Annotated in this window: 16 protein-coding genes; 9 read left to right on the top strand and 7 right to left on the bottom strand. The window is 64.6% G+C overall.

Annotation, left to right across the window (positions count from 1 at the left end; all coding sequences use genetic code 11):
- Complete coding sequence (locus ACZ7GB_RS12585; protein WP_472158942.1) at positions 1-2,037, top strand: bifunctional DedA family/phosphatase PAP2 family protein; 2,037 nt, start codon at positions 1-3, stop codon at positions 2,035-2,037.
- Positions 2,038-2,046: 9 nt separating this feature from the next.
- Here the strand turns inward: ACZ7GB_RS12585 and ACZ7GB_RS12580 are convergent, their stop codons facing one another.
- Together ACZ7GB_RS12580 and ACZ7GB_RS12575 are read right to left on the bottom strand one after the other, a co-directional pair.
- Complete coding sequence (locus tag ACZ7GB_RS12580; RefSeq protein ID WP_472158941.1) at positions 2,047-2,403, bottom strand: YigZ family protein; 357 nt, start codon at positions 2,401-2,403, stop codon at positions 2,047-2,049.
- A gap of 87 nt (positions 2,404-2,490) precedes the next feature.
- Complete coding sequence (locus ACZ7GB_RS12575) at positions 2,491-3,465, bottom strand: NAD(P)-dependent oxidoreductase (protein WP_472158939.1); 975 nt, start codon at positions 3,463-3,465, stop codon at positions 2,491-2,493.
- A 48-nt stretch (positions 3,466-3,513) separates the two neighbouring features.
- Here ACZ7GB_RS12575 and ACZ7GB_RS12570 point away from each other — a divergent pair, with 48 nt between their 5' ends.
- Positions 3,514-5,997, top strand: a complete 2,484-nt coding sequence (locus tag ACZ7GB_RS12570) for a penicillin acylase family protein (protein ID WP_472158937.1) — start codon at positions 3,514-3,516, stop codon at positions 5,995-5,997.
- A gap of 47 nt (positions 5,998-6,044) precedes the next feature.
- Here ACZ7GB_RS12570 and ACZ7GB_RS12565 read toward each other — a convergent pair whose 3' ends face one another.
- The 4 genes from ACZ7GB_RS12565 to ACZ7GB_RS12550 all read right to left on the bottom strand — a co-directional run bounded on the left by ACZ7GB_RS12565 (position 6,045) and on the right by ACZ7GB_RS12550 (position 17,965).
- Positions 6,045-7,337, bottom strand: coding sequence for an HlyD family type I secretion periplasmic adaptor subunit (locus ACZ7GB_RS12565; protein ID WP_472158936.1), 1,293 nt, complete (start codon positions 7,335-7,337; stop codon positions 6,045-6,047).
- Between the two features lie 37 nt (positions 7,338-7,374).
- Positions 7,375-9,273: a cadherin-like domain-containing protein gene (locus ACZ7GB_RS12560; RefSeq protein ID WP_472158935.1), complete on the bottom strand. Its 1,899-nt coding sequence runs from the start codon at positions 9,271-9,273 to the stop codon at positions 7,375-7,377.
- Positions 9,274-9,276: 3 nt separating this feature from the next.
- Complete coding sequence (locus tag ACZ7GB_RS12555; RefSeq protein WP_472158934.1) at positions 9,277-11,049, bottom strand: type I secretion system permease/ATPase; 1,773 nt, start codon at positions 11,047-11,049, stop codon at positions 9,277-9,279.
- Positions 11,050-11,122: 73 nt separating this feature from the next.
- A complete protein-coding gene (locus tag ACZ7GB_RS12550; RefSeq protein ID WP_472158933.1) occupies positions 11,123-17,965 on the bottom strand; it encodes a peroxidase family protein in 6,843 nt (2,280 codons plus the stop codon).
- 254 nt (positions 17,966-18,219) lie between these two features.
- Between ACZ7GB_RS12550 and ACZ7GB_RS12545 the strand changes: the two genes are divergently transcribed.
- Entirely contained in the window at positions 18,220-19,704 is a 1,485-nt protein-coding gene (locus ACZ7GB_RS12545; protein WP_472158932.1) for a sensor histidine kinase, read from the top strand.
- A gap of 197 nt (positions 19,705-19,901) precedes the next feature.
- Positions 19,902-20,564 carry a response regulator transcription factor gene (locus tag ACZ7GB_RS12540; protein WP_078520657.1) on the top strand — a complete coding sequence of 221 codons (663 nt, stop codon included), beginning with the start codon at positions 19,902-19,904 and terminating at the stop codon, positions 20,562-20,564.
- A gap of 39 nt (positions 20,565-20,603) precedes the next feature.
- Here the strand turns inward: ACZ7GB_RS12540 and ACZ7GB_RS12535 are convergent, their stop codons facing one another.
- The gene (locus ACZ7GB_RS12535; RefSeq protein WP_472158930.1) at positions 20,604-21,377 is read right to left on the bottom strand and encodes a 3-hydroxybutyrate dehydrogenase; all 774 of its coding nucleotides are present in this window, start codon (positions 21,375-21,377) and stop codon (positions 20,604-20,606) included.
- Between the two features lie 318 nt (positions 21,378-21,695).
- On the opposite strand from ACZ7GB_RS12535, the gene ACZ7GB_RS12530 reads away from it, so the two are divergent.
- The 5 genes from ACZ7GB_RS12530 (at position 21,696) to ACZ7GB_RS12510 (ending at position 26,403) form a co-directional block, all read left to right on the top strand.
- Positions 21,696-23,522: an extracellular solute-binding protein gene (locus ACZ7GB_RS12530; protein WP_472158928.1), complete on the top strand. Its 1,827-nt coding sequence runs from the start codon at positions 21,696-21,698 to the stop codon at positions 23,520-23,522.
- Complete coding sequence (locus ACZ7GB_RS12525) at positions 23,519-23,638, top strand: lipoprotein (protein WP_338113616.1); 120 nt, start codon at positions 23,519-23,521, stop codon at positions 23,636-23,638. Before ACZ7GB_RS12530 ends, ACZ7GB_RS12525 begins: the two co-directional genes overlap by 4 nt.
- Before the next feature lie 133 nt (positions 23,639-23,771).
- Positions 23,772-24,095 carry a hypothetical protein gene (locus ACZ7GB_RS12520; protein ID WP_078520654.1) on the top strand — a complete coding sequence of 108 codons (324 nt, stop codon included), beginning with the start codon at positions 23,772-23,774 and terminating at the stop codon, positions 24,093-24,095.
- A gap of 143 nt (positions 24,096-24,238) precedes the next feature.
- Positions 24,239-25,759, top strand: coding sequence for a class I adenylate-forming enzyme family protein (locus tag ACZ7GB_RS12515; protein WP_472158927.1), 1,521 nt, complete (start codon positions 24,239-24,241; stop codon positions 25,757-25,759).
- On the top strand, positions 25,756-26,403 hold the full coding sequence (locus ACZ7GB_RS12510) for a DsbA family oxidoreductase (RefSeq protein WP_472158925.1): 648 nt from the start codon (positions 25,756-25,758) through the stop codon (positions 26,401-26,403). Before ACZ7GB_RS12515 ends, ACZ7GB_RS12510 begins: the two co-directional genes overlap by 4 nt.
- The last annotated feature ends 31 nt before the right edge of the window (positions 26,404-26,434 follow it).

The following is a 26,434-nucleotide window of genomic DNA, read 5'->3' as shown; positions in this document are numbered from 1 at the left end:
ATGCTCGACGCCATCCACCAAGTGCTCCCGAATCTCGCCGCCCTGGGGATCTTCGGCTACTGGGTGATCGGGGCGGCGGCGGGGCTGGAGGCCTTCCTGCCGACCGGGATTTTCCTGCCCGGCACCCTGCTTGTCGATGCCGGCGGGGTGATGGTGCAGCAGGGGATGCTCGACCCGCTCGACCTTCTGTGGTTCGTGGCGATCGGCTCGGTCCTCGGCGGAGAGGCCACGTTCTGGCTTGGTCGCCACGCGCGACGCGGTATGCTCGGGCGCTGGAATGTCGAAGGCATGGCCGCCTATCGCCGCGCGGAGAAGCTATTTGCGCGCCATGGCGGCTTCGCGATCGTCATGGGGCGGTTTCTCGGCCCCGTGGCGGGCTTCGTGCCCTTTGCTGCCGCCCTCGCCGGGATGGAGACGCGACGCTTCCGGATCTGGAACCTGCTGAGCGGCTTTCCCTACGCGATCTTCCATGTCGGCTTCGGCTATGCGCTTGGTGCGGGGTTCACCAAGCTCGGCCCGATGATGACGCGCAACACCTTGTTCCTGCTGGGGCTCGTCGTGATCGCGGCATTGCTCTTCTGGGTCCTGAGACGGCTCGACCGGGCGGTGCCCTATCTCCTCGCGATGGCAGGCGGGCTGATGGACGAGATCGCCCGCCACCCCCGCGTCGATAGCTGGGGCGGGCGCCACCCGAAAACGGCGGCCTGGATCGCGCGCAGGCTTGACCGCAGCAAGTTCTCCGGCCTCCCGCTGAGCCTTCTGGCACTCGCCTTCCTCTACCTCGCCTCGGTGCTGATCGGCCTGTCGCTCGACTTCCTGCAAAGCGACCCGATCGTGCAGATCGACGCGCGTCTGGCGGCGCTGATGCGGCTGTTCTGGACGCCGGGCCTCATCCAGATCTTCACCTGGATCACCGCGCTCGGCGATACCCAGCTCGTGGCGGCGCTGCTCGTGCTCGCGCTCGTCTGGCTCGCGTGGCTGCGTCGGTTCGATCTGGCTGCGGGGCTCGTGGTCTCGCTCGGGCTGGACCTGATCTCGGTGATCATCCTGAAAGCGGGCTTCGGGCGGCCGCGCTCGATCCTCGGTTATTTCCATGAAACCTCGGGCAGTTTCCCCTCGGGCCACGCGACGCTCTCGGTCGCCTTTTACGGGATGCTCGTCTTCCTCCTCTGGCGGCTGACGCGGCTCGGGGCGCTGAGCGCGAGCTTTCTGGCGGCCTTGGTCGCCGGTCTGATCGGGTTGAGCCGCCTCTATCTCGTCGAGCATTACCTGAGCGATGTGCTGGGCGGCTGGCTTCTCGGCGCGATGTGCCTGCTGGTGGGTATCGCGGTGGCCGAGTGGTTGTATCCGCGATGGGCTGGGGCGCCGCGCGCTCGGCCGCGCTGGCAGATGGGCGTGATCGGCGTCGTGACACTGGCGCTGCTGGGCTTCACGATGGTTCGCGTGCGCGATTATTCCAAGGCGCTGAACCCGCCCCCCGTGGCGCAGCCGTTGATCGTGATATCCGAAGGGGCCGAGCCGCAGGCGCTGCGTGATGCGCCGCTGATGGCGCAGACACTCGACGCGGATCAACAGTTCCCGCTCTCGATCGGGCTCTGGGCGACGAACCCCGATCAGATTACCGCGGCGCTGAGCGCGATTGGCTGGCAACGCGCCGATGCGGTGACGCTCAAGACGCTGGCGGGCGCGGCCTTCGGGGCTGTGCGCGATACGATGCGCCCCGGCGCTGCGCTTGCGCCGTTGTTCTGGAAGAACGAGCCGAGCGGGCTTGGCTTCACCCGCATGCCGGATGGCGACGCGACCGACAAGCTGCCGCGGCTTCGGCTGTGGCAGACGCGCTATACCGATGCATCCGGTGCGCGGCTCTGGATGGGGGCGATTACTCGCGATGACGGGCTGGTGCCGAGCGACGGGTCGACGGCGGGGCCGCTGGCATCCGATCTTGCGAAGGCATTGACCCAGAACGGCGGGGCTAAACCGGTGGGCCAGATCTCCGGTACGACCGCGTCGGACATCCCGGTTCTGGCGCTGCGGTAGCGGCGCGCCTCAGTCCGCGCGCAAATCTTCGAGGTAAATGTGAACCGCTTCCTGCACATGGCGGAAGCGGTCGCCGCCCAGATGCTTGCCGCCAAACCAGCGGGTGACGACGATGATGTGGTCGTAGAGCTCTTCGCGCTCGAGCATCCGCAGGATCACCATGCCCGCGCCTGCCTCGCCATCGTCGTTCTTCACCGGGGCCTCCGCCGTTAGAAGCGCCCAGGTGTTATGCGTGGCCTTGGCATATTTCTTCTTCCGGCACAGCTCCTTGACGAAGGCCTTGGCCTCCTCTTCCGAGGCGCAAGGTCCGCCCGAGACCGCGTATTTCGAGCCGCGGTCGCTGATGATGTTCTCGAGGATGCGCATGGCGCAGGTTGAGGGGCCAAGTGCGCAAGCGGCAAGGGTGGGCGGCAAGGGCGGGCAGCGGACCCAATGGCCCGCCGCCCTGCCCGCTCAGCCCAGTTTGCGCAGGCGCGCGATAAGCGAAGAGGTATCCCAGCGGTTGCCGCCCATTGCTTGGACGTCCTTGTAGAACTGATCGACCAGCGCGGTGACGGGCAGCGAGGCCCCGATCTCATCGCCGGTTTTCAGGCAAATCCCCAGATCCTTGCGCATCCAGTCCACCGCGAAGCCGAAGTCGAATTCGTCCTTCGCCATGGTCTCGTAGCGGTTCGCCATCTGCCACGAGCCGGCGGCACCTTGCGAGATCACCTCGACCACGGCAGCGATATCCAGGTCGGCCTTCTCGGCGAAGTTCAGGCTCTCGGCGAGGCCCTGCACCAGACCCGCAATCGCGATCTGGTTGCACATCTTGGTCACCTGCCCCGCGCCGCTTTCGCCCAGACGGCGGCAGATCTTGGCATAGGCGTCGATCACCGGCTCGGCCTTGTCATAAGCCGCCGCGTCGCCGCCGCACATGACCGACAGCTGACCGTTCTCGGCCCCGGCCTGCCCGCCCGAGATCGGCGCGTCTATGAAGGCCACGCCGTGGCCCGCCGCTTCGCCCGCCAATTCGCGCGTGACGGCTGCCGAAACCGTGGTGTGATCGACGAAGACCGCGCCGGTTTTCATGCCCTTGAACGCGCCATCCTTGCCGAGGCAGACCTCGCGCAGATCGTCGTCATTGCCGACACAGGACATCACGAAATCCGCGCCTTTCGCGGCTTCGCGCGGGGCCGCTTCGGCCGACCCGCCATGTTCGGAGACCCATTTCTCGGCCTTGGCGGCCGTGCGGTTATAGACCGTGACCTCATGGCCCGCCGATGCGAGATGCCCCGCCATCGGATAGCCCATCACTCCAAGCCCCAGAAATGCAACTTTCGCCATCGACCTCTCCCTTGCGTGAATACGAAACCGCGCCCCGTGTAGCGCGAGCGCGTTGATTGTAGCGTCGGGCTCAACTACTAACGCGCCAACCGGGCGCGTCAACTCATGCGCCGGGAGGCGGGATTTCGGGTGAGGCGCGCAGAGGGCTCGATGTATAAGGCATTTCGATGGGGCGTTCGGCTGATCATGGCCGCGATCGTGGGTGTGGTTCTCGTCGGGGGGCTGATCTATTTCTTCGCCTCGCGCTCGCTTCCCGATTACGACGCGACCTATAAAGTCACCGGGCTCACCGCCCCGGTGGAGATCGTACGCTCGACCGAGGACGTGCCGCATATTTTCGGCAAGGACGACCCGGACGCGTTCTTCGCACTGGGGCTCGCCCATGCACAGGACCGGCTGTGGCAGATGACGCTGATGCGCCGCACGGTGCAGGGGCGGCTGTCGGAAGTGTTCGGGCAGGAGACGCTGAAAACCGACGAGCTGATGCGCCGGATGGGCCTGTATCAGGCGGCAGTCGACTCGGTGTCCGCGCAGGACGATTACACCAAGGCCGCGCTTGAGGCCTATGCGCGGGGCGTCAACCAGTGGATCGAGATCGTCAACGAGGGCGCAATGGGGCGCGGCGCGCCGGAATTCTTCCTCTTCGACAGCAAGATCTCCTATTGGACGCCCGCGGATTCGCTCGCGATCATGAAGCTGATGGCGGTGCAGCTGTCGAACCAGCTGCAAGACGAGGTGCTGCGCGCCCGTGTGTCGCTCGTCGGCAAAGACTTCGTGCGCGACATCATGCCCGACGATCCGCAACAGGCGACCGCTGCCCTGCCCGATTACGCGAGCCTGTTCCCGACCATGCAAAAGGGCATTCAGACGGCGGAGAACGGGGCGCCGGGGGCGTTCTCTCCCTTCCCCGCACGCGGTTCTGCCGGGGCGTCGAACGCATGGGCTGCGGGGCCTGACCGCTCGGCTGCGGGGGGCGCGCTTCTGGCCAATGACCCGCATCTGGGACTGACGGCGCCCTCGATCTGGTATCTGGCGCGGCTGCAGCTGCAATCGGGCGGCGTGATCGGCGGCACGATCCCGGGGATGCCGCTGGTGCTGTCGGGGCGCAACAAGGATCTGGGCTGGGGGCTGACCACGGCCTATGTCGACGATCAGGACCTGCATATCGAAGAGATCGATCCCGACGACCCCACGAAATACCGCACGCCCGACGGCTGGAAGCGTTTCAAGACCAAGCGCGTAATCGTCGAGGTGAAGGATGCCAAGCCGGTCACGCTGACCCTGCGCTGGACCGATAACGGCCCGGTGCTGCCCGGCAGCCATTTCGATCTGGCGACCGTCACGCCGCCGCATTCGGTGATGTCGCTCAGCTGGACCGCCTTCGATCCGCAGGACACGACGATGACCGGCGCGATGGACCTGATGCGGGCGCATTCGATCCCGCAGGCAATGGATGCGGCGAAGAAGATCGTAGCACCCGCGCAGAATATCACACTGGCCGACAAGGACGGGGTGGCTTTGGTCACTGCCGGGAAAATCCCGCTGCGCGACCGGGCGAATGACACGCAGGGCCGGATGCCGAACGCGGGCTGGAAGCCCGAGAACCGCTGGAAAGGTTTCCTGCCCTTCAAGGACAACCCGCAATTCGTCGAGCCGAAGAGCGGTATCGTCGTGAACACCAACAACAAGACGGTGGACCGGCCCTTTCCCTATAACGTCTCGTTCCACTGGGGCGACACGCAGCGCATTCAGCGCCTGTCGAAGCTGATGGGCGAGCGTGAGGTGCATTCGCGCGACAGCTTCATCTCGGCGCAGCTCGACACCGTGTCGCCTGCCGCGCGCGGTCTGCTGCCGCTGGTCGGTGCGAACCTGTGGTATACCGGTGATCCTGCGCCCGCCGGCACGCCCGAGCGGATGCGCCAGCGCGCGCTCGAGATGCTGGCGAGCTGGGATGGCGAGATGTCAGAGCATCTGCCGGAGCCGCTGATCTACGCCGCCTGGATGCGCGAATTGCAAAACCGGCTGATCCGCGACGAGCTGGGTCCTCTGGCGAAGAAATTCGACCATCTGGAGCCCCTGTTCATCGAGCGGGTCTTCCGCGACACCCAAGGCGCGAGCCATTGGTGCGACATCATCCAGTCGGCCCCGAAAGAGACCTGCAGCGACATCGCGCGGCAATCGCTTGACGCGGCGCTGTTGGATCTGTCGAAGAAATACGGGCCGAATATCGAAAGTTGGCGCTGGGGCGACGCGCATATCGCCGAGCAGGACAATCAGGTGCTGGGCAAGGTGCCGGGACTGAAATGGTTCGTGAATATCCGGCAGTCGACCTCGGGCGGCGATTTCACCCTGATGCGCGGGCGCACAAAGGGCGGCGATGGCCCCGACCGCTTCGCCAACGTCCATGCGGCGGGCTATCGCGAAGTGCTCGATTTCGCCGATCCGGACAGTTCGGTCTTCATCATCTCGACCGGGCAATCGGGCCATCCGCTGAGCCGCCACTACGACGACCTGTCGGAACTGTGGCGCTCGGGCGAATATATTCCGATGTCGCTCGATCCTGCGCTAGCACGCGCGGCGGCGGCGGGGATCACCCATCTGGTGCCGAAAGGAGGGTCGAAGCCGGGCAATTGAACTGATTTGAAACGCGGGGCGGACGCAGGCCCGCCACAGTCTGTTCCTCAATCCTCGCGCATCGTGCGCTGCACCTGATCGGCGACCGGCTTGAGCAGATAGGAGATCGCGGTGCGCTCTCCGGTCTGGAAGAACACCTCCACCGGCATCCCCGGACGCAGGCCGCGCCCATCGGGCAGCACCGGCGCCTCGGTCAGCGCGACGGCGCAGAGGTAATAGCTTCCGCCGCTTTCGTCCTTCGTCGCCGAGGCTGCGACCACGCGCACCTCTCCCGCCACTTCCGGCGTCGTGCGTTGGTTGAAGGCGGTGAAGCGCAACCGCACCGATTGGCCCGGCATGACCTGATCGATATCGGTGGTGCGCAGCCGCGCCTCCACGATCAGCTCGCCATCGGGCACGATCGCCATCACTCGCTCGCCGGGTGCGATCACACCGTTCACCGTATGCACGCCCAGCTCGTTCACCACGCCCGCGATCGGCGCACGGATTTCGGTGCGCGAGAGCCGGTCGCGCGCGGCCACGGCGCGTTCGTGAAGCTCGGCCAGTTGGGCGTCGATGTCGCGCAGTTCCTTTTGCGCAGCGGTGCGGGCCTGATGGTCGAGCTCGAGGATACGCAGGTTCGACTCGCTGATCTGGCCCTTCACCCGCGCGATATTGGCCTCTATCTCGCCCGAGACCCCGTCGAGCCGCGCCATGTCGCGCTCGACCTCGGTGATCGCGCCCTTCTCGGTCAGGCCTTTCTTCAGCAGCTTTTGCAGCCGGTCATAATCTTCGCCGCGCAGACGGCGTTCGATCTCGTTCGACTGGCGCTGCGCTTCGAGGGCACGGATCTCCTCGTCGAACTGGTCGACTTGGGACAAAAGCTGGTCGTGACGCAAATCCTGCATCGCGCGGTCATGCGCCAGAAGCTGACGTTCGCCATCGGCAATCGCGGCCGTCTCCTCGGCGGTCTCAAATCCGTCCGGGAACACGATCTCGGCCGCGCTGTCGCGCACCGCGATCAGCCGCGCGCGGCGGCCGGTGAATTCGCGGATCTGGGTCTCGACGATCCCCAATTCGGAGCGGAGCTGCGTATCGTCCAGCAGCACCACCACGTCGCCCGCCTGCACCAGATCGCCGTTCTCCACGCGGATATCGCGGATCACGCCGCCATCCGGGTGCTGCACGACCTTCAGTTGCGATTTCACCGCAACCTGCCCCTGCGCGATCACCGCGCCGGAGAGTTTCGCCTGCGCCGCCCATCCGCCGAAGACGAGGATCAGCGCGCCCAGAAACGCCGTCGCGAACAGGATGCGCGCACGGATCGAGAACAGGGCCGGATCGTTGTGAGTCTTGGTCATTTTCGGTTCCCCCCACCAAAAAATCGCGCGCAGCCCGTCAGGCGGGCACGTCGCAATCAAACAGGAAATTGGTTTCTTCGAGCGTGAGATGGCCGTCGAGTTCGATCTCGAAATCGTAATCCTCGATGCTGCCATCCTCGTGCTGCGCGCTCAGCTTGGCTTTCACGACGGTGAATTCATGCGCGTCTTCTCCGTCTTCGATCTCGTAGGCTATGAAAACGCCGCCGCGTGCCTCGGGGACCTCGCCGGTCGCGCCTGCAAAGAACAGGCGCATTTCGCCATAGCCTTCCCCCATAGGGTCGATCTGCGAGAGGTCGATCCGGTCACCGGGTTCGAAATCGGTGATGCGGTCATGGCCTTGGCCCGCGTTCTGGATAGATGCGAGCGAGGTGAAGACGAAGACGTCCTCTCCCGCGCCACCGGCGAAGAGGTTGCAGGCATCGCTTGCGACCAGCTGATCATCGCCCGCGCCGGAGGTGACGTTCTCGATGCTGACGAGCGTCGCCTCGCCCGCAGCGCTCGTCATCGTCCCGGCAGACAGGTTGACGGTGACCGATTCCGCGATGCGGCTGAGGTCGAGCGTGTCGGAGCCTTCGCCGCCATCATAGCTGTCGCCCGAGGCCTCCGATATCTCTGCGACCACGATGCGGTCCTCGCCCGCGCCACCGGAGACGAGGTCTTCGCCTGCGCCCCCGTCGAGCAGATCGCAGCCTTCACCGCCCATCAGCGTGTCGTTGCCCGCGCCGCCATCGAGGCTGTCCGCGCCCATGCCGCCGTCGAGATAGTCGTTGCCGTCTTCGCCATGCAGCGCATCCGCGCCCGCCTCGCCGAAGACGATATCGTCGCCCGCGCCTGCGAAGACCGTGTCATTGCCGGCACCGCCATAGATGACATCCGCGCCCGCGCCGCCGATCAGCACGTCGCAGCCATCGCCGCCGTCGAGCATGTCGTCGCCTTCGCGGCCATAGAGGATATCGTCGCCCCGCTCGCCCCGGATCGCGTCGCGGTCGGGCGTGCCGGTCAGCAGATCGGCCTCGGCGGTGCCGATCACGTCATGATAGTCGGGCGGCAGGATCAGTGCCGTCGCAGTCTGGCCGATTGCCAGCTCGCCATCGCTGAGATCGTAGGTGATCATCAATTCGCCCTCGAACCCCTGATCGGGTTTGATGAGCCATTCGCCCTCGCCATGGGCGATCACCTCGCCCCCTTGGGCTTGCATCGACAGGATCGAGAGCGGATCGCCGTCGGGATCGCTCGCCCCGCTTAGCAGCACCGCCGCGACGATGAAAAAGCTCTCGTCGCGTCGACCGGGTGAGAGGCGCACCGGGCCATTCGTCTCCGGCGCGCGGTTGCGCGGGGCTTCGGGCGTCGGCCCGGGCGGACGCGGCTCATCAGGGGCGCGGTCCCCGCTCTCGCGCGCCTTGCGCGCCGCGGCACGGGTCGAGGAGAAGACCGGAACTTTCGGAAAATCGAACTCCTTCACCTCGATCGACTCGGGGAAGAACAGCGTATCGTTCTGCGCATCCACCGTCGCCTTGTGCTTGGCGTGCCAGCGTTGCGGAGAGAGCGCGAAAGGTGCCGGATTTGCGCCCGGGAACAGGATCACGTTCTCGGGCAAGGGATCGGGCTGCTCCTCCTCTTGCGCCAGTGCCGCGCTCGACCCCATTTCGGGGATGTGATGCGCGTTCGGCGTCTGCGGGCCGGCGGGGGCGTCGGGATCTGCCGGGGGGTGGGCCGGGCCGTCCTGAACACCTTCCGCCTGCGCCGCATCCGTGCCGAAGAGCTTGCGCGCGAGCGCCGCCCAGGCAAGAGCTACCAGCCCCGCCGCCACGCGGCCGGGCCAGACCGAGCGCCGCTCCGGCGCACGGTATTTCTGTATCGGCGCGAGCGCCGCTTCGTCATCCGGGATACCGAGCTTGAGCTTGTCCTGTTCCATGGCTCAGCCCACCGCCTGTTCGATGCTGTCCCCCAGCTCCGCCGCTGCTGCGGGGCGTTTGCCCTTGGGCAGCGGTTTGAGCCCGACGGATCGATTGACGATCTCGTCTTTCGGACCGAAGGCCACCAGCTTGCCGCCCTGGACGAAGCCCACGAGATTGACGGATTCCAGCGCCTTGGGGCGATGCGCGATCACCACGACGATGCCGCCACGCGCCCGGACCGAAGCGATAGCCGCGCTGAGCGCCGCTTCGCCATCGGCGTCGAGGTTCGAGTTCGGCTCGTCCAGCACCACGAGGAACGGCGCCCCATAGAGCGCGCGCGCCAGACCGACGCGCTGACGCTGGCCCGCCGACAACGACGTGCCGAAGGGTCCGAGCTGCGTCTGGTAGCCATCGGGCAGATGGATGATCGTCTGATGCGCGCCCGCGGCCTTCGCCGCCGCCACGACATCCGCATCGGTCGCATCGGGCGCAAAGCGCGCGATATTCTCGGCGACCGTGCCCTCCATCAGCGAAACCTCCTGCGGCAAGTAGCCGATATGATCGCCCAGAAGGTCCACCCGCCATTGATCAAGCGCGGCCCCGTCGAAACGGACATGGCCCCGCAGCAGTGGCCAGATGCCGACGATCCCCTTGGCGAGCGTGGTCTTGCCCGAGCCCGACGGCCCGATCAGACCGAGCGCATCGCCCGATTTCAGATCGAAGCTGACATCGCCCAGCAGCACCGCACCGGAGCCCGGCGCGACGACCGTCATTCCCTCGACGGTGAAGCTCTCAGTCGGCGCGGGCAAGGCGACCATGGTGTCATCATCCTCGAGCGTCGCGAGCGTGTCGCGCAGCCGCGCATGGCTGCGGCGGGCCGCGACGAAGCCCTTCCAGTTGCCGATCGCCATCTCCACCGGCGCGAGCGCGCGCGACGCGGCCACCGAACAGGCGATGATCGCACCGGGCGACAGCTCGCCCACGATGGTCAGGTAAGCGCCAAGCCCAAGTAGCGCCGATTGCAGCATCATCCGGGTGACCTTCGACAACCCGCTGAGCGTGCCGGTGATGTCGCTGGTGCGCGCATGCAGGCGCAGATGCTCGGCATTGGCGGTGTCGAACCGCTCGACCGCGCGGCGACCGAAGCCCATCGCGTGCAACACATCGGCGTTACGCGTGTTGGTGTCAGCGATCATCGCACGGGCGATGGAGGCCTTCTGCAGCTCCCGACCCGAGCGGCGCGACATCATCTCGGTGATGACGGTGAGCGTGATCAGCACGCAGGCGCCACCGATGGTCATCAGCCCCAGCAGCGGGTGCAGCAGATAGACGAAGCCGAGAAACAGCGGCATCCACGGCAGGTCCAGAAGCGCGATGGCCCCGGCCCCCGAGATGAAGCTGCGGATCGTGTCGACGTCGCGGCCCCGCTCCAGTGCCTCGGAGGTGGAATAGCCGAAACGCGGCATCTCGATCGCGACGCGATGCGTGAGCGGCGCGAGGCGGTTGTCGATCCGCGCGCCGACGCGCACGAGGATCTGGTTGCGCAGCACATCGAACAGCCCCTGAAACAGGTAGAGCGCGATGGCGAGAACCGAGAGCGCCAGCAGCGTCGGCACAGAGCCGCTGGTCAGCGCCCGGTCGTAGATCTGCAGCATGTAGAACGACCCTGTCAGTGCGAGCAGGCTGATCACGAAAGACAGGCCGAGAAGAAAGACGATCAGCCCGCGATAGCGGCCGAGACGCTCGGAAACGAGCTCTTCGCTGGCTTGGAAACGGCGACGTGCATTGCTCATTTGATCCTCCCACCAAGATCTTGAGACTTTGAAAAATCACGCCCGGCGGACCCCTCCGCCGGGCGCTACCCCCTTAATTCACCCCGTTGAAATCGGAGGCGTCGAGCATGTGACGGCCCGCGATGTCGATCTCGAAATCGGCATCCAGATCGTCGTCGACATTGCCCGCGACAATCGTGTGCTCGCCGTCGTCGCGCATCTCGTAGGAGACGCGCAGCTCGCCCGCGGCGCTGAAATCGCCCGCCGCGAACAGGACGAAGGATTGCGCCCCCGCCGCGCCCTGATCGGCGTCGATCCCGCTCAGGTCGATCTTGTCGCCCGGTGCGAAACCGTTGATCCGGTCGCCATCGGCATCGGCGGCCGAGGTAAACACGAAAGTATCGTGACCGCCCCCGCCATCCATCACGTTGACCGCGCTGTTGGCGATGATCGTGTCGTCGCCGCTGCCGGTGATGACATTCTCGAAGCTGTAGATCTGGTCTGCGGTCTCGCCGATCATCACCTGACCGTGGCCGTTCGTGCCGTGGCCCAGATCGACCTCGACCGAGGCCTGGATCGCGGCGTAGTCGAGCGTATCCGAGCCCTCCCCGCCCCAGTAGCTGTCGGCCCCGTCGTTTTCGGTCGCGATGACCGTGTCGTCGCCGTCATCGGCAAAGACCAAGTCGCGGCCTTTGCCAGCCTCGATCACGTCGTCGCCTTCGCCGCCGAAGAGACGATCCGCGCCGCCGTCGCCGAAGATCATGTCGTCGCCTTCGTTGCCGAGCGCATTATCCGCGCCGCCGCCTGCGAAGATGACGTCATTGCCCTCCATGCCGATGAAGGTCTCGGCGGTGTCGTCGCCGACCAGCACCAGCCCGTCGGGCATCGCGCTGTCGGAGCCGTCATCGCTGCCGCTGCCGCTATCCGAGCCGTCCGGGTTCGTATTGTCCGGACGCGCGCCGTGGCGTGCATCGACAAGCACGTCCTGCGACCGCGTCCCGCCGACCAGAACGTTATCGCCGCCGCCACCGTGGAAGACGATGCGGTGATCAGATTCGAGTTGCGAGATGTCCACGACATCGTCGCCATCATCGCCGTTCACCGTAATCGTCGAGTAGTTCAGGCTGGTGCCGGTGAAGTCGCCTACGATTTCGACATTGTCGCCGCGCCGCCCGCCGGTATTGCCGCCGTCAAGCCCGCCGTTGCCGTTATCGGCGGTCACGTCGAGCGTGTTGATCGTGATCTCCTCGATGTTGGCGAGCTCTGCGATCACCTCGCCATCGCGGGTGATGACGATTTCTGCGGCCGCGTTCTGCACCGTGATGTTGGCCGCCATCGCAGCCGCGACAGTGTAGATCACGAAGTTCTCGCGGGTGTTGTTGCCGGTGACAACGAAGCGGTCCCCCGCGGTGCCATTGGCTCCACCATCCACGAAATCGCGCCCGTCGGGCCGTTCCGGCTGGTTGCGACGCGGATTGGTCACGTTCCAGATGATGGTGTCGTTGCCATCCCCGCCGATAATCGTGTCATTGCCTTCGCGACCGTAGATCGTGGTGTCATTCGTCGCGCCGGTCAGGTCGATCACCTCGTCCGTCGCGTCGCCGGTGACGATATCGAAGGTCTCGGTGACCTGCGTACCCGACGCGTCGGTCGCGCGGATCGTGGCGGTGAGTGCCTCGTTGTCGCCAAGCCCGCCCTGAATGCGGATCTGATCGTCGTTGGTCCCGGTGAGCAACACACCCGGCGAGCCGGAAAGTAGCTCGTAGGTCGCCTGACCGCCGAAGGGCACATCCGCGCTCAGCCGGGCGATGGTGCCGCCGCCACTGCTGCCGGTCGCGTTCCACATGATGTCCGACATCGGATCGGGATTGAGCGAAATCGTCTCGCCATTCGCGAACTCGGCCCATTCGACGCCGACGAGGATATCCACCCCATCGGTCGCGACCGGGTTGCCCTGATTGTCGGTGCCGTTGCGCAGATCGGTGATCTTCACCGCCTGCTGGCCGTTCATCGAGATCAGCTCGATCCGGTAGTCGTCGCGATTGCCGGTGTAGAGCGCGGTGTCGGTGCCCTCCGTCCCGGTATCGCCGAGGATGTGACCCAGCGAGCCGTCCGAGAACTGAACGCGGGTGTCGCCCGTGCCGTACCAATCCTCGATGAAGCCGGTCACGGTCACCGACTGATCGTGACGGTTGTCGCCGATCCAGTAGAGGTTCGAGTCCACGATCACGCTGTCGCCGAAGATGAAATCGGCCTGCCCCGTGGTCTCGTCGCCGCCATCGCCCAAGCCGGTCAGCCGGTCGTCTCCGCCGCCGCCTACGAGGTAGTTGTTCATCCCGTTCGAGCCGATGCCGTTCTCATCCGCGCCGGTCAGATCGTCATTGTATTGCGACCCGACAAGCCCTTCGAGGAAGGCATACTGGTCCATCAGGACCGAGCCGGTGCCTGCGTTGTTCGAAGTCTGCAGGTTCGCGACCACGTTGATATAGGCGTCCTCGTAGGAGCCGATATCCATGTCGCCCTCGGTGCCGTCTCCGTTGAACTCGATCACCGGGTTGAGCTGCGCGGGGCTGTCGCCATTGAGACGGTCGCCATCGTTCGCGGTCGGGCCGAGGCCCCCTTCGAGCAGGTCGTTGCCCGAGCCGCCATTGATGTTGTCGTCGCCCACGCCGCCGACCATCCAGTCCGCGCCGTTGCCGCCGAACATCTCGTCGACGCTGTCGCCTCCATCCATGTAGTCGTTGCCGTCACCGCCCATCATCAGGTCGGTGTCGCCCTCGCCATAGAGACGGTCATCGCCATCGTCGCCGAAGACCTCGTCGATGCCGTCGCCGCCATGGACCTCGTCATCACCCGCGTTGCCGTGGGAGGTGTCGAGCACGCCGGGGCCCGCAAAGATCGTGTCATTGCCGTTCCCGCCGAGGATGAAGTCGTCATTCTCGTAATCGGTGATGTAGTCGTCGCCGTCGCCGCCATAGATGTGGTCGTTGCCCTGCGCGCCTTCGATGCGGTCGTTACCCTCGTCGCCATAGAGCACGTCATCGCCCAGAGCCCCGACGATGAAGTCATCGCCCGAGAGGCCGATCACGGTGATATGGCCGTCATTGGCCGGACCGCCGGGGATGCTCTCGGTCAGTTGGACGTTGTCGAAGAGCGTGTACTGGCCGGTGCCGTCGGTCTCGACCACGATGCTCAGGCCCAGGCCCGCGAGATCCGCAGGCACAGCACCGGTGCTCAGGGTTACCATGTCCCAGGCATCGTCCGTCGTGACGTCGTCGTCATCGAGCGGCGGCGCGAAAACGACGCTGGCCAACACGGTGCCATCCGAGGCCACCAGTTTGACCGTGCCGCCGGTCGCGACATAGCCGATCTTGTCGCCAACCTTGAGCGTCAGAGTGTAGACATTTCCCTCGACGAGGTCCGTGCCGGTGTCGGCTTTCATCGATGCATTGCGGCCAAGTTGTGCGACCTGCGTGCCTTCGGGCAGGAAGGGCACCGCAGCTTCGGTGGGCGCCCAGGTGCCGCCTGTGCCGTTGAGGGTCCAGCCCTCGATCGCCCCATTGAGATAGGTGCCGCGCGCATTGGTCGGGGCTCCCGCCGCGACGAGATCCTGCGCCTCGAAGCCACCATTTGCGAGCGCGACGTCGCGCACCTCGTCGGGCAGTCGCTCCAGCGTCGCGTTGAAATAGTCGTTATCGCCATAGGCGTCATCGACACCCAGCAGACCGTCGCGCGCATTGTCGTGGTAGTCGCCGCTCGAGGTCGTCCCGTCGAGCACATAGGTCGCCGAGGGCGTGGCAAAGGCGTCCGGGATATGCTCCAGCCCGGTGGTGCGCATGATCAGATGGGCGAATTGCTCGCCGATGATCTGGTCGCCCAGATGGTGGCCGACCGGCATCCGGTAGAGGTAGTAGAAGCGGTCGCCATCCTGCAGGCGCTGGGTGAAGTCCAGCATGATGAAGCTGAAGGTGGTGCCCAGCGGGCCGTCGAACATCGCCTGTTCGGCCAAACCGCCGACCCAGAGGTCGATATCCCAGAAGCCCTGATCGCCCTGCCCGCCCGAGAGCGACCAGCCCACACCCGGCGTGTAGGTCGGCTCTCCCGAACCGCGCATGAACATCAGCGCTTCGTCATGCAGCGGATCGGACGCATCGGCTGCGGCATCGAGGATCGCCTGCGCCGCCGCGCGGATTTCATAAAGCTCGCCCGTGCCCGCCTGATAGGCGTCGCGCGCGGCTTGCAGCCCGAAGGTGCCGTCCTCATCCCGCCCATAAGCGGCGATGAAGTTCACCAGCGATTCCGGCGTGCGCAGATGCGCCCCGAAATCTTCCCAGCTGTGATAGGGCGCGATGCCCGAGCCATTGGTATTGTTCGAGGTGTTCTGGGTCAGCCCGTCGAAGACTTCCATGCGCAGTTCGTTCAGCGTCGGCAGGCCGACATCGCGACCGCGAGCGATATTCAGCGCGGGCAGATCGAGCGGCACACCCACCAACGACTGCTGCAGCGCGGCGGTAACGAATTCGTCCATCTCGTTGCCCTGCTGGGTCAGCAGACCCGCCGCGATCCCGGACGCGCCATAGACGTCGAACTGATCGGGATTGAGGAAGACGTCGAAGAGGCCCTTCTCGACATAGGTCGGCACGTAGCCCGGCTCGCCCGGATTGACGCCCGCCTCGTCGGTCACTGCGATCTGGACGGTCTCGCGCAGCTGCGAGTGCCCCAGACGGAACACGGCCTGCGCGAATTCGAGGCTGATGTTGAGGTTGATATCGGCCGAGTAGGACACGAACTCCGGCAGCGCCGGGTAAAGCGTGCCCATGTATTGGTCGACCGCGATATGGTTGTATTCGCTCTCGGTGATAATGCGCGCTGCCTGATAGACGCGCTCGCCATCCCAGGTGAGGCTGTCGACGATGGCCTGCACAGCCGCGTCGTCGGTCAGATCGGTGCCAGCCCAGCTGTCGAAGGTGATCTGGTCGATATCCACCGCCAGCCAACCTTCATTCGCCGCATCCGTGCCGTTCAGCCCGTCGATATCACCGCTTGCGATCGCATCGCGAACCGCCGACATCATGACGTTTTGCGCCTGGATGTTGTGCTCTTCGTGGAAGACGTGGTGCACCGAGGTCAGCGTGATGTTCTCGTTCACGCGGCCATCGCCCGAGACCTTGTGACGGGCCAGAAGCGCGTCATCGTAGGTGAAGGCGCCCGCATTCGGGTCCGAGGCCGGGTCGAGCTCATTGCCCTGGAAATCGGCGCCCGGCGCGGCGCCATGCGCGATATCCAGAAGGATCGCCTGATTGGTGGTGCGCACCTCGCCGATATCGGCCGCGGCGCATTTGCCCTCCATCGCGTCCTGCAGGGTCCAGCGCACGAAGGGGTCATAGCCCGCAGCTGCCACATCGGCAAAGGAGGTGTAGGTCATGCCCCCGATCTCGATCCCGGTCGTGGTGGCGATCGCTTTGAGGTCGGCGATGCTCTGATCAGAGCGGAAGAGGAAATCGCTCTGCGGCGTGAAGTTCATCCGCCCGATCGCATCTGCGTTGATCCACGGGCAATCGAGCACATCCGTGTCGACCAGTTCGATCCCGATCCGAGCCGCATTGACCTTCATGTCGGCCCAGGTCGCCAGCTCGTCCTTGCCCGTGACCTCCGTGCCATCGGGGGCGACTGCCGCCCCCGTCGAGACGTCGAGTTCCACCAGATTGCCATTCGCATCCGGGCGGTGGACGATCCCGTCCTCGGCTCCGGTGATCAGCTTGCCGGTGAGGACGCCATCGGCATCGTATTGGCGCAGCAGCACGTTGACCGCCTCATGCGAGCCGTAGGTCTGGCTCTGGTCGATCATCAGGCCGGTATTGTTGTTGTAGAGCGGCGTGACACCCGGCAGCAGGTTGCCTTGATCGTCGAAATCCGTATCGGGGTTCGACAGCTTCGCCCGGCTCAGCATCATCATGTTCGAGACGCCCGGGATATAGGCCGGGTTCGTCGCGATCATCTCGGGAACGTTCGGCGTGGTCGCCGCATCAACGTAATCCGGGTTCGGCGCATACATCGGATCAATGTAAAGCGGATCGTTCGGGCTCAGCGGGATCATCACCACGCCGCCGGTCTTCTGGATGAAGTCCAGACCGTGATCGAAGAACTGACCGAAGGCCACGAACCATTCGTTATAGGTGACACCGCCGAGGATGCCGGGGTTCGGCATGAAGGCGGTGGTGATGTCGCCCACGACGGAGTTCGACACGTCCACGGCCGAGCCGCCCAGATTGTTCATCGCGGCCACGGCGGCCGGGTTGTAGTTCGGATCGGTCATGTCGACATTCGAGCTGGTGATCAGCTGCGAGATCAGGCGCGGCGTGGAATCCACCACGACCGAGCTGTTGAGAATGTCGAGCGTCGAACCATCGGTGCCGAACTGGTATTCGGCCTGCGCATCCGACATCGCCACCATCATCGACATCGCGTCGACAGTGGGCGTGTAATCGGGATCGCCGGGCATATTCCCTGCCCCATCCGCCACGAACATCGAGGGCGACATCGACATCGGGTTGTCGACCAGCACCTGCTTGGAGGTTGCGACATAATCGGGATCGTCGGGAAGACGGCCCTCGCTGTCGGGCAGCACCAGCGTCACCCACATCTTCTGCACGGTGGCGTAAGAGGTGCCGTATTCCGGCTCGGTCGGGTGATTGGTGGTGAACATGCGCAGGAACTCGGTATCGGCCTGCCCCCAATCGGGATGCACATTGCCGCCGGTCCAGACGATCGTGCCATCCGCGCCGACGGTATAGCCGCCCGCGAGGTTGTTGTTATAGCCCGACACCTCGCGCACCCCGTTCGGGTCGAGCGCGCTCGTCAGTCGGGAATAATCGTTCAGGATATTTGCTTGTTGCAGCAGATAGTCGAGATCGGCTCCGGCCAGTTTGATCGTCATGTCAGCCCCCTAAGACCAAATCGGGCCGCATTGCGGTCCCGTGTCACACCCATCGCCGGTGCTTGGCTCATCAGGAGGCTAGGCGAGACGGCACTTACCCCTGTGCCACGTCTCGCGCCGTCACCCCCCACAAGCACGGCGCTTTTTCCTGCCTTCCATCAGGCCAGCAAATCGAGGGGGCGAAAATTGTCTTAGGTCCAACGAGATTCTCCCCTATGGTCGGGAACGCTCCTCGCCAAAGGACGCAAGGGACTATGGGACAAAGGTCTAAGAGCGATGCGACCAAGGTCGGGGGTTTGGGGGCCCCGGACCCGGTGCAGACGGTGCGAAACCCGTTGCGCTGGTTTCTGGGGTTTTCGCTGTCGCTGCAGTTTCTCGTGGGGCTTGGGCTGGTGCTGAGCCTCGTGCTCGCCTCCCTCGCGTACTGGATCAACAACCGTGCGACGACGCGGCTGCTCGATGCCTCTGCCGACACGGCCGCCTTCTACATGCAGAACCTGTTGCAGCCGCATGTGCAGGCTCTGGGCCAATCGGAGGCCCTGCTCCCCGAGGATTTCGCAGCCCTGGATGCGCTCGCGGAGGGGTTTCGCAAACAGGGCAATTTCCTCGCCATCAAGATCTGGAGCCGCGAAGGCAAGCTGGTCTTCGCGCCCGAGACCGGGCATGGCCACGTCCTGCCCGACGACGAGATTTTCGAGGCGCTCGAGGGGAAGGTCTTCGGGCGCTTTCCCGATCTGGAGGACGCCGCCCATGATGCCGAACGCGCGCTGGGCGTGCAGCTGTACGAGATTTACGCGCCGTTGCGCGATCTGGAGACGGGCACCGTCCTTGCCGTGGGCGAATTCTACCAGAATGCCGACGTGGTCCGGGGCGCGCTGCTGACCTCTGCCAAGACGACCTGGCTCTTCGTCGGCCCGCTCGCGATGATCGTCTTCACCATGCTTTTCCTGATCGTGCGCCGCGGCAGCCTGACGATCGAGCGCCAGACCGTCGAGCTCCGCCGTCAGTTCGCCGAGCGCGAGCGTCTGCTGCTGGGCAATTCGCAATTGCACCGCTCGATCGCCGAGGCCGCGCAGAATGCGTCGAATATCGACGAGCGCGCGAAACGCCGCATCGGGGCGGACCTTCATGATGGGGCGTGCCAGCTTCTGTCCTATCTGGTGCTGGAGATCGACCGGCTGGAGCATATGATTCGTTCCCCCGGCGCGACCGATGAGCCGAAAGCGGCCGGGATTGTCGCGGAAATCAAGAAAGTCGCGCGCAAGACGATGGAGGAAATCCGTGCCATCTCGGGCGGATTGGTCGCGCCGCAATTCGACGCCGCGCCGACGCTTTCCGCGCTGATCGAAACGCTCGCCACGGACCATAGCCGACGCAGCGGGGCACAGGTCACGCTCGCGCTTGCGCCGGGCGCGCCGGAGCTGACCGAGACGACGCGGCGCACCTTGGGGCGGATCGTGCAGGAAGCCCTCGCAAACGCCGCGCGTCACGCGCCCGGCTCGAGCCAGAAAATTGAAACCTATCAAGAAGATGGCTCATTCGTCCTGCGCATCTCCGACAGCGGCCCGGCCCCCGGCTACACCATCGAGCAAGAGCGCGAATACCGCGAGGGTGGGCTTGGCCTGCCGGGTATGCAATTCCGGGCGCAATCGCTTGGCGGAACGCTCGAATTTAACCGTCTCGAGCCGCAGGGCGCGGAGGTGGTTTGCCGCATTCCGCTCGATCCAGACGCCCCCTAACGGTGACGCGAACGTAATCCTAACGGTCTATAGCGATAGCCAGATCGGACTATTCTGTAAGCGTCTTTCTTTATTGTGTTTATTCAGGACACCTTCATTCTGTTGGTCAGGGGGAAGAAGGATTTCGCGGCATTCCGGACGGCATGGCCGTCGCGCGTTGGGGAACGCGGTCGCGGGATCGTTTAAGGGGTATTTCCATGTCCGATTTCGTGCCGACGACGGCTTGTATTATCGATGATCATCCAATTTTCCGGCAGGGGCTGTGTGCCGTTCTGCAAGACGCGCTCGGGATCGACGTGATCGATCAGGGCAGTTCTGCCATCGACGCGATCGAGCTTGCCCGAACGCGCAGGCCGGACGTGATGATCCTCGATCTCAGCATGCCCGGCGGCGGGCTGAACGCGCTGCGCAAGATCATCGATCATGATCCGTCCATGCAATGCATCCTGCTGACGGCCTGCGACGAGCCTGCAACCGCGATCGAAGCGATGAGCGCGGGGGCAAAGGGCTACATTCTCAAGGGCGTGGGCGTCTCGGAACTGCAGGCCGCGATCGACGCGATCCTGCACGGCGGCACCTTCGTCTCGCCCAGCTTTGCGGCGGCGCTGCTGCAGGCCGCGCTTTCGGGGCAGGAGAAATCCGAGAGCGAGAACCTCACCCATCGCGAAATGCAGGTTCTGCGGGAGCTGGAACGCGGCAAGACCAACCGCGAAATCGCCACGCGCCTCGCAATCAGCGAAAAGACGGTGAAGTTCTACATGACGAATATCATGCAGAAATACGGGGTGAAGAACCGCCTGGAGGCTGTGATCGCCCATCGACAGGCGCATGAGCGCGCGCTCTCGTCGCGCCCCTATTGATCCGGCGGAGCGTACCCGCTCCGCCAGAGTGTTTTCCGATTACAGCGCGGTCCAGCCACCATCGACCGAAATCGTGGTCCCGGTGATCTGCGCCGCCGCATCCGAGCACAGGAACACGGCTGTGCCGCCGATCTGCTCCACCGTCGCGAATTCCTTCGAGGGCTGACGCGCGAGGATGACCTTCTCGATCACCTCTTCCTCGGTCATATTGTATTCCTTCGCCGTGTCGGGGATCTGCGCCTCCACCAGCGGGGTCTTCACATAACCCGGGCAGATCGCGTTGACGGTGATGTCTTCCTTCGCGGTCTCGAGTGCTGTGACCTTGGTCAGGCCCACAACGCCATGCTTGGCGGAGACATAGGCCGATTTATAGGGCGAGGCGGTCAGGCCATGCGCGGAGGCGATGTTGACCACCCGGCCCCACCCCGCTTTGCGCATCATCGGAAGCGCGACGGCCGTGGTGTGGAAGGCCGAGGTCAGCATGATCGCGATGATCGCGTCCCATTTCTCGACCGGGAACTCCTCGATCGGCGAGACGTGCTGGATGCCCGCATTGTTCACGAGGATATCGCATTTGCCCGCCTGCTCGATCAGCGCGCGCGCCTCGGCGCCTTTCGACAGGTCGGCCTTGATGTAGCGTGCGGTGACGCCGAATTCCTTCGCGATATCGGCGGCGAGCTGGTGGTCCTGATCGCGATCGGTGAAGGAGTTGATGACGACATCGGCGCCGGCCCGCGCCAGTTCGCGCGCGACCCCGAGACCGATCCCGGAATTCGACCCGGTAATGACGGCGGTTTTTCCCTGAAGCGACATGTTCTCTCCTTCGGTGGCGATAAGTTACGGATTCGCCGGGATCATGCCGTGCCGCGCCTGCGAACGCCATGCTGCAAGCGCAATACCGTGTGATATCGCGGTGAGGACCTTGTTTTCATGGGGAATGACGTAAAAAAAGACGCCCGCGCTAGGGCGGGCGTCAAGTCATGAGGCAGGTTTCATACAGGCAAGAAACCTATCGAGCAGTGCATCCCTTATAAGCAATCCTGCGCCGCTCTCCAAGGGAAAAGTTTGCGCAGTTTCAAACCTCTCGCTAGCTTGGCGCCAATAAATGCAGGCAAGGCAGGGATTGTTAACATGACGAGATCGGTGTTTTTCTATTTACTCGGCGGGGCGCTTTTCGGGCTCGCCCCTGTATTTACAGGGATCGCTGCCGCGGAGCCACAACCTGCGATTGCAATGTATGGAGAGCCTGCACTTCCGGCCGGCTTTACCCACCTGCCCTATGCCAATCCCGACGCGCCCAAGGGCGGCGAGATCAGATTTGGCGTGGCTGGCATGTTCGATTCGCTTAACCCGTGGATTCTGAACGGGCGTCCGGCGGAAGGAATCAGCCGCTATGTCGCCGAATCGCTCATGGGCCGCTCGATGGACGAGCCTTTCACGCTTTACGGGCTGCTCGCCGAATCGGTCGAGACCGACCCCGACCGCACCTGGGTGGAATTCACCCTGCGCCCCGAGGCCAAATTCTCCGACGGCAATCCGGTGACGGTCGCAGATGTCATCTGGTCCTATGAAACACTCGGCACCGAAGGTCATCCGCGCTACCAGAACGCCTGGTCGAAGGTCGAGAAGATCGAGAAGACCGGCGAGCGTAAGGTCCGCATCACCTTCAAACCCGAGGTGAAGGACCGCGAAATGGCGTTGATCATGGGGATGCGCCCGGTTCTGGAGAAAGCGCAATGGGAGGGGCACAACTTCGCCTCCACCACCAATATGGCACCTATCGGGTCCGGGCCTTATGTCGTGGGCCGCGTCGATCCCGGCAAATTCATCGAGCTCAAGCGCAACCCCGATTACTGGGGCAAGGATCTGGGCTTCAACAAGGGTCGAAACAATTTCGACACGATCCGCTACGACTACTTCGGCGATGGCGGGGTCGTGTTCGAGGCCTTCAAGGGCGGCGAGACCGACAGCTATACCGAATGGAACGCCGCCGACTGGGGCCGCAATTACAACTTCCCCGCCGTGCAATCGGGCGACGTGGTGAAATCCGAGATCCCGAACGGGCGCCCCTCGGGCATCAAGGGGCTGGTGATGAACACCCGCAACCCGGTCTTCGCCGACTGGCGGGTGCGTCAGGCGATGATCGACGCGTTCAATTTCGAATTCATCAACAAGACCATCAATGGCGGCGCGGAGCCGCGGATTTCCTCCTACTTCTCGAATTCCGAGCTTGGGATGGAACACGGCCCCGCAGCGGACAAGGTCAAAGCCCTGCTGGAGCCTTTCGCCGATCAACTGCCGCCCGGTACGATCGACGGCTACACGCTGCCGACCTCGGATGGCGGCGTGCGCAACCGCAAGAACATGCGCGCTGCGGCGAAGCTGCTGGAAGACGCGGGCTGGCAGGTCGATAGCGATGGCGTTCTGAAGAAGGACGGCAAGCCTTTCACCTTCGAGATCGTGCTGCAGCAAGGCGCGGCAGAGACCCAGAGCATCGTCGATATTTACATCGAGGCGCTCAAGAAGCTGGGGATCTTCCCGAAAGTGACCGTGATCGATGACGCGCAATATACGCAGCGCACCAACGCCTATGATTTCGACATGGCATGGTACTGGCGCGCGCTGTCGTTGTCGCCCGGTAACGAGCAGAACCTTTATTGGGGCTCGAAAGGCGTGAAAGAGCCCGGCTCGCGCAACTGGATGGGCATGAACTCCCCCGCTGCCGAGGCGATGGTCAAGGCCATGCTCGACGCCAAGAGCCACGAGGATTTCGTCGCCGCGACCCATGCGCTCGACCGGGTGTTGACTGCAGGTCGCTATGTCATCCCGATCTGGTATGCCCCGGTTGACCGCATCGCCCATATCAAGCAGCTTCACTACCCTGAGAAGACCCCGCTATACGGGGCATGGCCGGGTTTCCAACCCGATGTCTGGTGGTATCAAGAGGCAGGACAATGAAAAAACTCATCCTTCTGGCAGCAGTCGCTGCGGCATTGGCAGGCTGCAACACGGTGGCCGGTGTGGGCGACGACATCTCTGGCGGTGCGCGCTCGGTGCAGGGCTGGTTCAGGTAACCTCGCGGATCTGATCACGATATGGAACCACGCGAGGTATCTTTGCCTTGTGCCTTGCAAAGCCCCCCGGGCGTCCCTTTCTCAGAATTAGGGCCGCCCGTGAGACGAGCCGCGAAGAAAAGGATCAAAAGCGATGAAATGGCACCATATCGAGGAAAACTGGGCGGCATTTTACGAGGCGATCGTGGACAAATGGCCCGAAGCCGACGAGGCCGAGCTTGACGAGATCGACGGCGATCAGAAAGCCTTCATCCGGTATATCGCCGAGCTGACCGAACAGGAACCCGCCGACGCGCGCGACGAAATCCGCGACTGGATGCGGGGCGAATTGCCCTCCGACGTTGTCATGGACCCGACCCATGACGGTCATTCGATTGCGCTGTCGGCGAAATATGTCGGCGAGGGCGAAGACGAGTATGACGACGACGCCCGCTTCGGCGATGACGACGAAGAGTGAGCGTCGCGCGCATGACCTAGGTTGAACGGGGGCTCTGCCCCGCGGCTCCGCCGCTCCCCGGGATATTTTCGCCAAGGCGAAGCGAAAGTGATGTCGGCGCGTTCGGGCTTGCTCGGGCGCGCGCTGCGTCCTAGCTAGGCTGCATGGATTCCGTTTACCGCACAGACCCGATCCCCGACCCGCCAAACGCCTTCAACATGGCCGCACATGTTTTGGCGGCAGGGGCCGCGACGCCCGACAAGCTGGCGATGCAGATCGTGAAGCCCTCGGGCGCGCAGCGTTGGTCCTATGGGCGGCTGATCGCGGCGGTGCGCGGTGCGGGGACGCTTTTACTCGAAGCGGGGCTGACGCCCGGCGACCGCGTGATGCTGCGGCTGGGCAACGGGCCGGAATTTCCCATCGCTTTCCTTGGGGCCATTGCCGCCGGGCTCGTGTCCGTGCCGACATCGGCGCAGCTGACCGAGGTCGAGATCACCAAGCTCGCGGCCGATCTCGATCCGGCGGCGGTTGTGGCGGGCGACGGGATCGCCCTGCCCGATCATCCGGCGCGCGTGATCCCTGCCGAAATTCTGCGCAAGGCCGAGGACGCCGCGCCCTGCGAGTTCGCGATGGGCGATCCGAACCGCCTCGCCTATATGATCTTCACCTCAGGCACGGGCGGTTCGGCGCGGGCGGTGATGCACGCGCATCGTGCGATCTGGGCGCGGCAGATGATGTATCGCGGCTGGTATGGCATGGGGCCGGACGACCGTCTAATGCATGCCGGCGCCTTCAACTGGACATACACGCTCGGGACCGGGCTGATGGACCCGTGGACCTTGGGCGCGACCGCGCTGATCCCGGCGGACGGGGTCGAGCCGCGCAGCCTGCCCCTGCTGCTCAAGCGGTTCGACGCGACGATCTTCGCCGCCGCCCCCGGGGTCTATCGCCAGATCCTGAAACATCACGAGACGCTGTCGCTGCCGAAGCTGCGCCATGGGTTGAGCGCGGGCGAAGCGCTGCCCGAACCCACACGCGCGGCCTGGAACGCGGCGACGGGCACCAAGGTCTACGAGGCGCTCGGCATGTCGGAATGCTCGACCTTCATCTCGGGCAGTCCGGACCATCCCGCGCCGCCCGGCACCTGCGGCTATCCGCAGGCGGGCCGCCATGTCGCCGTGCTGGGCGAGGATGGGCAACCGGTGCCGCGCGGCGAGCCGGGTCAGCTTGCGATCCATGAGAGCGATCCGGGGCTTTATCTGGGCTATTGGAACGCCCCCGAGGAGACGGCGGCGCGCCGGATCGGCCCGTGGTTCGTGACCGGCGACACGGTTGCGATGGGCGAAGACGGTGCGATCACCTATCTCGGGCGCGGCTATGATATGATGAATGCGGGCGGCTTCCGGGTCTCGCCGATCGAGGTCGAAGAGGTCATGCATGACTGCCCCGGCGCGGGCGATGTGGCCGCGGTCGAGGTCGCGGTGAAGGCCGATGCCAGCATCATCGCGCTGGCCTATACCGGCGAGGCCGCGGAAGACACGCTGCGCGCCCATGCCGAGGCCCGGCTTGCACGTTACAAGCAGCCCCGCCTTTACGCCCATATCGCCGCCCTGCCCCGCAACCGTAACGGCAAGGTGCTGCGCTCGGAGATCCGCGCCATGCTGCAACAGGAGGTCACCTCATGATCACGCTCGATATTTTCGCCGATCCCGTTTGCCCGTGGTGCTTCATCGGCAAGGCCCGGCTGGACCGAGCCTTGGCGCAACGCCCGAACCATCCGTTCCAGCGTGCCTGGCAGCCGTTCGAGCTGAACCCGACGATGCCGCCCGAGGGGATGGCGCGCGCGGATTACCTGCAGGCGAAATTCGGTCAGGACGGGGCCGCGAAGATGCATGTGCAACTGCTCGAGATCGCCGAGGCCGAGGGCTACGATTTCCACCCCGAGCGCGTGACCCATCAGCCCAATACCCGCAACGCGCATCGCCTGCTCCATTGGGCGGGTCTGGAAGAGCGTCAGGAGGATGCGATGGAAGGGCTGCTGGCCGCGCATTGGCGCGACGGGCGCAATATCGGCGACGCGACCGTGCTGTGTGAAGTGGCGGAGGCCGCGAAGATGGATCCGCGACTGGTGGAGCGGCTGCTGGCCTCGGATGCCGATATCGACACGATCGTCGCCAAGGAGGCGCATGCGCGCGAGCGCGGGATCAACGCGGTGCCCTCGGTCGTTGTCGCCAATGCGCATCTGGTGAGCGGCGCGCAACCGACCGATTTGTGGCTGAAGGTGATCGACGAGCTGTCCGGCGCACCCTCCGACGCGACCCAGCACTGACCGCTTTGTCCGGCGTCGCAACCGCCGTCAC

This window comes from Thioclava sp. PTB-PU3-1, from assembly GCF_055666785.1.
The sequence above is the reverse complement of the archived record's forward strand: the minus strand, read 5'-3'. Positions and strand labels throughout refer to the sequence as shown.